Consider the following 5,834-nt stretch of genomic DNA (forward strand, 5'->3'; position numbering starts at 1 on the left):
CTCGCGGACTGGATCGGCGCCCGGCAGGCCGCCGGCCAGAGCAGCGTGCTCACCTGCTCGGCGCTGCGGCGGCGCTACCGGGACGTGCTGTCGGCGGCCGGCGGACGCGTCCGGTTCGTGCACCTGGTGCTCGACCCGGCGACGTTGGCGGACCGCATGGCGGCGCGCACCGACCACTTCATGCCGGTCTCGATGCTCGGCAGCCAGCTCGCGACGTTGGAGCCGTTGGCGCCCGACGAGGACGGGGTCGACGTGCCCGCGCAGGGTGACGTGGACAAGGTGGTCGACGCCGTGCTGGCGGAGCTGCGGGCGGAACGGGCCTAGCGCCGGACGCGACACCGGGACGAGCCCGCCGCCCGGCTCAGGCCGACAGGTGCAGGTGGCGGTGCCGGGGCTCGGCGGCCTGGGACTGCAGGAACTGCGCCCAGCGGGACAGGTCGACCGACGGCAGCAGCTCGCCGGACCCCACGGGGGCGACCTCGACCGGCGCGGGCTGCACGTCGCGCGCCCGGCGACGGGCCAACGTCTCGCGCAGGGCTGTCTCGACGAACCGGCTGAGGTTCTCCTCGCCGGTGCCCGCCACCTCTTCGACCTCGCAGAGGAGCTGCTCGGGCAGGCGCAGCGTGGTCATGGCCGTCACTGTAGGTCCCCCGACCGGCCTAGCGGGGCAGACCCGCCCGGTCGATGACACCGCAGGTCGCGCAGCCAGGTCGGACGTCCCCCGAACGTGGGACGTCGCGGGCTCTATCGGCGTCGAGATGCGGCGGAGGCGGGCCCGGACACGTCGGCAGGTCCCCGATTCATGGGACCACAGTCCGGCGGGGACATGGGACGAAAGGCCTGTCAGGCATCCTCCGGCACCGGCGTAGCGTCGAGCGGACGAGGCCCTTTCGGCCCCCGGCAGCGCACCAATGAGGGTGGGTGGACGGATGCATCAGGTGAGGATCCACGGCCGAGGCGGCCAGGGGGTGGTCACCGCCGCAGAGATGCTGGCCAGGGCCGGTTTCCTGGCCGGGCACGAGGCCCAGGCGATCCCGTCGTTCGGGTCCGAGCGCACCGGCGCCCCGGTGGTCGCGTACTGCCGGTTCGACGAGCGCCCGATCCGCACCCGCGAACCCGTCCTCGCCCCCGACGTCGTCCTCGTGCAGGACCCGACGCTGCTCGTGTCCGAGGACCCCTTCGTCGGGCTGGCCCCCGGCGGCACCGTCATCGTGGCGACCGAGCACGACGGCCCCCAGGTGCACGCGCAGGCCGGCCCCGCAGCGGACGGCGCCCGCGTGGTCACCGTCCCCGCGCTGCGGTTCGCGATGGAGGCCCTCGGCAAGCCCAAGCCGTCCGCCGCGATGCTCGGCGCCTACGCCGCCGCGACCGGTGAGATCACGTTGGACGCGGTCCAGCAGGTGTTCCGCCGCCGCTACCCCGGACCGGTCGGCGAGCAGAACGCGGCCGCCGCCGCCCAGGCGTACGCCTTCGTGGCCGAGCAGGTCGCCGCGGGTGGGTCCGGCGACACGTCCGCGGCGGCAGCCCCGGCCGAGCAGGAGGCGGTGTCCCGTGCGTGAGGTCCTCGAAGGTTCGCAGGCGGTGGCCCGCACGGTGGCCCGCTGCCGGCCCGACGTCGTGTGCGCCTACCCCATCTCCCCGCAGACGCACATCGTCGAGGCGCTGGCCCGCGCGGCCCGCACCGGTGCGCTCGGCAGCTGCGAGTACATCAACGTGGAGTCCGAGTTCGCGGCGATGAGCGTGTCCATCGGCTCGTCGGCGGCCGGCGCCCGCACCTACACCGCGACGGCGTCCCAGGGTCTGCTCTTCATGACCGAGGCCGTCTACAACGCGGCCGGGCTCGGGCTGCCGATCGTCATGACGATCGCGAACCGCGCCATCGGGTCCCCCATCAACATCTGGAACGACCACTCCGACTCGCTCGCGCTGCGCGACTCCGGCTGGCTGCAGCTCTTCGCTGTCGACAACCAGGAGGCGGCTGACCTGCACGTCATCGCCTTCGCCGCCGGCGAGGAGCTCGGCATCCCGGTGATGGTGTGCATGGACGGCTTCATCCTCACGCACGCCTCCGACGTGGTGGACGTCGTCGAGCAGGCCGACGTCGACGCGTTCCTGCCGCCGTACCGGCCGCAGCAGGTGCTCGACGTCGACCACCCGACGACCATCGGCACGATGGCGGGGCCGGAGACCTTCACCGAGACCCGCTACCTGCAGCACAAGCGGTTCCTCGACGCCGCGGCCGTCGTGCAGTCCTGGTCGGACAGGTTCCGGGAGGCCTTCGGCCGCGAGGCCGGCGGGCTCGTGCACACCTACCTGCCCGGGACCCTGGACCGGGACCGGACCGCACCACCGCCCGGCGCAGACGACACCGTCGTGGTGGCGATGGGCTCGGTGGTCGGCACCTTGCAGGACACGCTCACCGCGCTCGGCGACGAACCGGTCCGGCTGCTGGGCATCGGCACCTACCGGCCGTTCCCCGCCCAGGCGCTGCGCGAGGCCGTCGGCGCGGCACGACGGGTGGTGGTCATCGACCGGGCGCTCGAGCTGGGCGTCGGCGGTGTGCTCACCGGCGACGTGCGGCATGCGCTCGCCGGGACCGGGATCGCCGTGCACTCGGTGGTCGCCGGTCTGGGCGGGCGGCCGATCACGCAGGAGGTGCTCACCGACGTCGTCCGCCGCGGGATCGCCGGGCAGCTCGGTGACCTGGACTTCTGCGACCTTCGGGCCGATGCCCTCGAGGAGATGAACGCATGACCGCCGTCTCGATCCCGTTCATGCAGACCGGGACCCTCGTCGTCGGCAACCGTCTGCTCGACGACGACGACCGGTCCGTCCAGGCGCGCGCCGACCGCCCGTCGTCCCTCACCAAGGGCCACCGCGCCTGCCAGGGCTGCGCCGAGGCGCTCGCCGCCCGGTGGGTGATGGACACCGCGGTGGACGCGACCGGCGGCAAGCTCATGGTCGCGAACGCCACCGGCTGCCTCGAGGTGTTCTCCACGCTGTACCCGGAGAGCGCCTGGAAGCCGGCGTGGATCCACTCGCTGTTCGCCAACGCGGCCTCGGTGGCCACCGGGCTGGCCGCGGCGAACGCGGCACGGGGCCGCTCGGACATCCGGGTGCTCGCCCAGGGCGGCGACGGCGGCACGGTCGACATCGGCATGGCGAGCGTGTCGGGCATGTTCGAGCGCAACGACGACGTGCTCTACGTCTGCTACGACAACGGCGGCTACATGAACACCGGCGTGCAGCGCTCGGGCTCGACCCCGCCCGCGGCGCGCACGGCGACCACCCCGATCGCCGGCACGCGGCCCGGGGCGCCGTTCGGCCAGGGCAAGTTCATGCCGCGGATCGCGATGGCGCACGAGATCCCGTACGTCGCGACGGCCACCGTCGCGGACCTGCGCGACCTGGAGGCCAAGGTCCGCACCGCCATGTCGATCCACGGTGCGCGCTACCTGCACGTGCTCGTGCCGTGCCCGCTGGGCTGGGGGTCGGCGTCCCACCAGTCGATCGCGCTGTCGCGGGCGGCCGTGCAGTCGGGCACCTTCCCGGTGTTCGAGGCGCGGGCCGGTGAGCTCACCGCGGTCACCAAGATCCGCGAACGCGTGGACGTCGAGGAGTACCTGCGTCCGCAGCAGAGGTTCGCGCACCTGTTCAAGCCCGGCGGCGAGGATGCGCTGGCCCGGGTGCGGGCCGCGGCCGAGGCGAACATCCGCCGCTACGGCCTGCTGGACGACGAACCGCGGTCGCGTGTGCAGCGGCAGGCCCAGGAGCAGGAGGCACGGCGATGAGCAGCACCGACCTGGGGATGCCCGGCGTCGCCCGCAACGGGCACGACGCACCGCCGACCATCGGCGTCTCGACCGGGCCCGCCACCTCCGTGGCGTACCACACGGGCACCTGGCGCACCGAGCGCCCGGTGTACGTGACGCTCACCCCGCCGTGCCAGGTCGGGTGCCCGTCGGGCGAGGACATCCGGGGCTGGCTGGGGGCCGCCCAGGAGGGGGTCGACGGGTACGAGCGCGCCTGGCGCACCCTCGTCGAGCAGAACCCGCTGCCCGCCGTCATGGGCCGCATCTGCTACCACCCGTGCCAGACGGCCTGCAACCGGGTCGAGCTCGACGAGGCGGTGGGCATCAACGCCGTCGAGCGGTTCCTCGGGGACACCGCGTTGGAGCACGGCTGGGCGTTCGACCCGCCGGCGCCGTCCACCGGCCGGCGGGTGCTCGTGGTCGGGTCGGGGCCTGCGGGGCTCTCGGCCGCCTACCACCTGGCCCGGCTCGGGCACGCGGTGACGATCCGTGAGGCGGCCGCCGAGGCCGGTGGCATGCTCCGCTACGGCATCCCCGCCTACCGGCTGCCGCGCGACGTGCTCTCGGCCGAGATCGCCCGGATCGTCGAGCTCGGGGTGCGCATCGAGTGCTCGACCCGGGTCACCGACCTTCCGGCGGCACAGGCGGAGTTCGACGCCGTCGTGCTCACCGTGGGGGCCGGGGTGGGCCACCACGTGGAGATCCCGGCGGGGGCCGCCTCCAAGATCCTCGACGCGATCGACGTGCTGCGCGACGTCGCGTCCGACAACGCCCCGCTGCTGGGGCGCCGGGTCGCGGTGTACGGCGGCGGCAACACCGCGATGGACGCCGCGCGGGTGGCCCGCCGGCTCGGCGCGCAGGACGCGGTCATCATCTACCGACGGACGCAGGCCCAGATGCCGGCGCACCCCACCGAGCTGCAGGACGCGATCGGTGAGGGCGTGCGCGTGCAGTGGCTCTCGACGATCAAGCAGGTCGAGGGCCCGCACGTGAAGATCGAACGGATGACGCTCGACGACGAGGGACGCCCGGTGCCGACCGGCATCTTCGAGGAGCTGGACGCCGACGCCGTGCTGCTCGCCGTCGGGCAGGACGCGGACCTGTCGCTGGTCACCGGGCAGCCGGACATCGACGTGCGCGAGGGGGTCGTTGCGGTCGACGCGGCCGGGATGACGGGGCGCCCCGGGGTCTTCGCCGCCGGCGACGTCTCGCCGGGGTCGCGGACGGCGACGTTCGCCATCGGGCGCGGGGCGCTCGCGGCCCGGTCGGTCGACGCCTGGTTGGCCGGTGCGACGCCGAGCGGACCGGTGCCCGTCGACCGCGAGGCAGCAGCCTCGCGGCTCAACACCTGGTACTACTCCGACGCCCCGCACCAGCACCGGCGCGAGCTCGAGGCGGCCCGCCGGGTCACCGGGTTCGAGGAGGTCGTGCAGGGGCTGGACGCCGAGCACGCGGTGTTCGAGGCGCGGCGCTGCATGTCGTGCGGCTCGTGCTTCGAGTGCGACAACTGCTTCGGCATGTGCCCCGACGACGCGATCATCAAGCTCGGGCCGGGCCGCAAGTACGAGATCGACCTGGACTACTGCAAGGGCTGCGGCATCTGCGCGGCCGAGTGCCCGTGCGGCGCGATCGACCTGGTGAGCGAGGTGCGGTAGCCGCGGCGGTGCTGGTTCGGTGACTGCGGCGCCGGAGGTGCGGTAGGCGCGACTCTGTCAGCCAAGCGTCTGGGTGCGGGTGGTTTCACGTGGAACTGTCCGCACGCGGCCTGGCCGCCGGGCGGTCCTGAGCGCCCCGGCCGTGCCGGGCGACCGGTCGCGCCAGGTGACCCGGCCGGACGGGCCGCGCCGAACGTGCCCACCTCCGAGGGGCTTCCCGCTGACCTGTGGAGAACTCGGCGCGTCGTCGTCGGTGCTGTGCCAGGGTCGGTGCCCACGCCGCCTGGGTGAGGGTGGCGCCCGAAGGTGGGTACGGCGAGCGGGGGCGCGCATGGTCAGGTCCAGGTGGGTGCCGGTGGCAGCCGGG

Annotated in this window: 6 protein-coding genes; 5 read left to right on the forward strand and 1 reads right to left on the reverse strand. The window is 73.9% G+C overall.

Features of this window, described 5'->3' with window-relative positions:
* On the forward strand, positions 1–324 hold a 324-nt coding region (locus F2B26_RS14005; RefSeq protein ID WP_369122550.1), incomplete at its 5' end, for a gluconokinase.
* Between the two features lie 37 nt (positions 325–361).
* On the opposite strand, the gene F2B26_RS14010 is transcribed toward F2B26_RS14005, so the two are convergent.
* Positions 362–631 carry a YlcI/YnfO family protein gene (locus F2B26_RS14010; RefSeq protein ID WP_159810410.1) on the reverse strand — a complete coding sequence of 90 codons (270 nt, stop codon included), beginning with the start codon at positions 629–631 and terminating at the stop codon, positions 362–364.
* Between the two features lie 298 nt (positions 632–929).
* On the opposite strand from F2B26_RS14010, the gene F2B26_RS14015 reads away from it, so the two are divergent.
* The 4 genes from F2B26_RS14015 to F2B26_RS14030 are packed head-to-tail and all read left to right on the forward strand — an operon-like array spanning position 930 to position 5,467.
* The gene (locus F2B26_RS14015; protein WP_159810412.1) at positions 930–1,559 is read left to right on the forward strand and encodes a 2-oxoacid:acceptor oxidoreductase family protein; all 630 of its coding nucleotides are present in this window, start codon (positions 930–932) and stop codon (positions 1,557–1,559) included.
* Positions 1,552–2,754, forward strand: a complete 1,203-nt coding sequence (locus F2B26_RS14020) for a pyruvate ferredoxin oxidoreductase (RefSeq protein WP_159810414.1) — start codon at positions 1,552–1,554, stop codon at positions 2,752–2,754. Before F2B26_RS14015 ends, F2B26_RS14020 begins: the two co-directional genes overlap by 8 nt.
* Positions 2,751–3,791 (forward strand): thiamine pyrophosphate-dependent enzyme, encoded by a 1,041-nt coding sequence (locus F2B26_RS14025; RefSeq protein WP_159810416.1) that lies wholly within the window; start codon positions 2,751–2,753, stop codon positions 3,789–3,791. Before F2B26_RS14020 ends, F2B26_RS14025 begins: the two co-directional genes overlap by 4 nt.
* A complete protein-coding gene (locus tag F2B26_RS14030) occupies positions 3,788–5,467 on the forward strand; it encodes an NAD(P)-binding protein (protein ID WP_201292749.1) in 1,680 nt (559 codons plus the stop codon). Before F2B26_RS14025 ends, F2B26_RS14030 begins: the two co-directional genes overlap by 4 nt.
* Positions 5,468–5,834: the final 367 nt, after the last annotated feature.

The sequence above is a fragment of the Cellulomonas citrea genome (assembly GCF_009829685.1).
GTDB lineage: Bacteria > Actinomycetota > Actinomycetes > Actinomycetales > Cellulomonadaceae > Cellulomonas > Cellulomonas citrea.

Coding starts and splice junctions, on each gene's coding strand:
- F2B26_RS14010 (WP_159810410.1), bottom strand. CDS start 631: ATGACCACGCTGCGCCTGCCCGAGCAGCTCCTCTGCGAGGTCGAAGAG.
- F2B26_RS14015 (WP_159810412.1), top strand. CDS start 930: ATGCATCAGGTGAGGATCCACGGCCGAGGCGGCCAGGGGGTGGTCACC.
- F2B26_RS14025 (WP_159810416.1), top strand. CDS start 2,751: ATGACCGCCGTCTCGATCCCGTTCATGCAGACCGGGACCCTCGTCGTC.
- F2B26_RS14030 (WP_201292749.1), top strand. CDS start 3,788: ATGAGCAGCACCGACCTGGGGATGCCCGGCGTCGCCCGCAACGGGCAC.